This is a genomic window from Roseomonas sp. TS2, from assembly GCF_058833935.1.
Genome location: NZ_JCACVY010000342.1, coordinates 1 through 1,674 on the forward strand (window position 1 = coordinate 1; position 1,674 = coordinate 1,674).

1 protein-coding gene is annotated in these 1,674 nt (G+C 74.4%); it reads left to right on the plus strand.

Annotated features, from left to right (window positions below; translation table 11 throughout):
• A partial coding sequence (locus ACZJYS_RS24240; protein WP_493180634.1) for a chloride channel protein occupies positions 1–1,583 on the plus strand: 1,583 nt, incomplete at its 5' end.
• Positions 1,584–1,674: the final 91 nt, after the last annotated feature.

Sequence of the window (1,674 nt, forward strand, 5' to 3'; positions counted from 1 at the left end):
GCGCGCACGGCCTCAGCGTGCTGCAGGGCGCCGAGCCTCTCGTATTGCTGCTGGCGCCGGCCACGGGCGGGCTGCTGCTGGGCCTGCTGGGGCTGGGGCTGGCCCGCTGGCGGCCGCGCCAGCCGATCGACCCGATCGAGGCCAATGCCCTGCATGGCGGCCGCATGTCGCTGTGGGACGGGGTGGTGGTGGGGGCGCAGAACCTGCTCTCCAACGGCTTCGGCGCCTCGGTCGGGCTGGAGGCGGCCTACACCCAGGCCGGCGGCGGCGTCGCCTCGCGCCTCGGCCGCGCCTTCGGCCTGCGGCGGGGCGATCTGCGGCTGCTGGTGGGCTGCGGCGCGGCGGGGGCCATCGCCGCCTCCTTCAACGCGCCGCTCACCGGCGCCTTCTATGCCTTCGAGCTGGTGATCGGCAGCTACGCCATCGCGCATCTGGCGCCCGTGCTGGGCGCGGCGGTGGCCGGCACGGCGGCGGGGGCGCTGATCGGCGGCGGCACGCCGGTGCTCTCCGCCGCCGGCCTCGGCGCGCCGGATTGGGGCGATGGCGGCCTCGCGCTGGCCATCGGCCTGCTCTGCGGGCTGGCGGCCATCGCGCTGATGCGCGGCGTCACGCTGGTGGAAGGCGGGCTGCGCCGCGCCGTGCCCTGGGCCTGGCTGCGGCCGGCCATCGGCGGGCTGGCGGTGGGGGGGCTGGCGCAGGTCACGCCGGGGGTGCTCTCGGCCGGGCATGGCGCGCTGCACCTCACCTTCGTGGTGGAGGGCTCGGCCCTGCCGCTGCTCGTGCTGCTGCTGCTGAAGGCGCTGGCCTCGGCCATCTCCATCGGCGCCGGCTTCCGCGGCGGGCTGTTCTTCGCCTCGCTGCTGCTGGGGGCGCTGGTGGGCAAGCTGGCGGTGGTGCCCGCCGCCTGGCTCGGCATCACCATCGACCCGCTGCTGGCCGCCATCATCGGCATGAGCGCCTTCGGCGCCGCCGTCATCGGCGCGCCGCTCGCCATGACCTTCATCGCGCTGGAGACGACGCAGAGCTTCGCCGTGGCGGGGGTGGTGGTGGTGGCCGTCATCGTCTCGGCCACCACGGTGCGGCGGCTGTTCGGCTACTCCTTCGCCACCTGGCGCTTCCACCTGCGCGGCGAGGCGATCCGCAGCGCGCACGACATCGGCTGGCTGCGCGACCTGACGGTGGGCAAGCTGATGCGGCGCGAGGTGCGCACGGTGCGGGACGACACCCGCATCTCCTCCTTCCGCCGCGAATTCCCGCTCGGCTCGGTGACGCATGTCGTCGCCCTCGACAGCGCGGAGCGCTACGCCGGGCTGATCCTGGTGGCCGAGGCGCACGCGCCGGAGCTGGCCGAGAGCGACACCGTGGCCGGCCTCGTGCACCTGAAGGACCAGGTGCTGCTGCCGGCGCTGAACGCCAAGCAGGCCATGGCGCTGTTCGACGCCACCGATGCCGAGGCGCTGGCGGTGGTGGAGCAGAAGGACACCTCCCGCGTGCTGGGGCTGCTGAAGGCCTCCTACCTGCTCCGCCGCTACAGCGAGGAGCTGGACAAGCGCCGGCAGGACGAGCTCGGCATGCCGGCCTAGCCGGCGGCCGCCAACGACAAGGGAGAGAGACGATGCTGCAGGATGTGCGCGCCCTGGTGTTCGACGTGTTCGGCACGGTGGTGGACTGGCG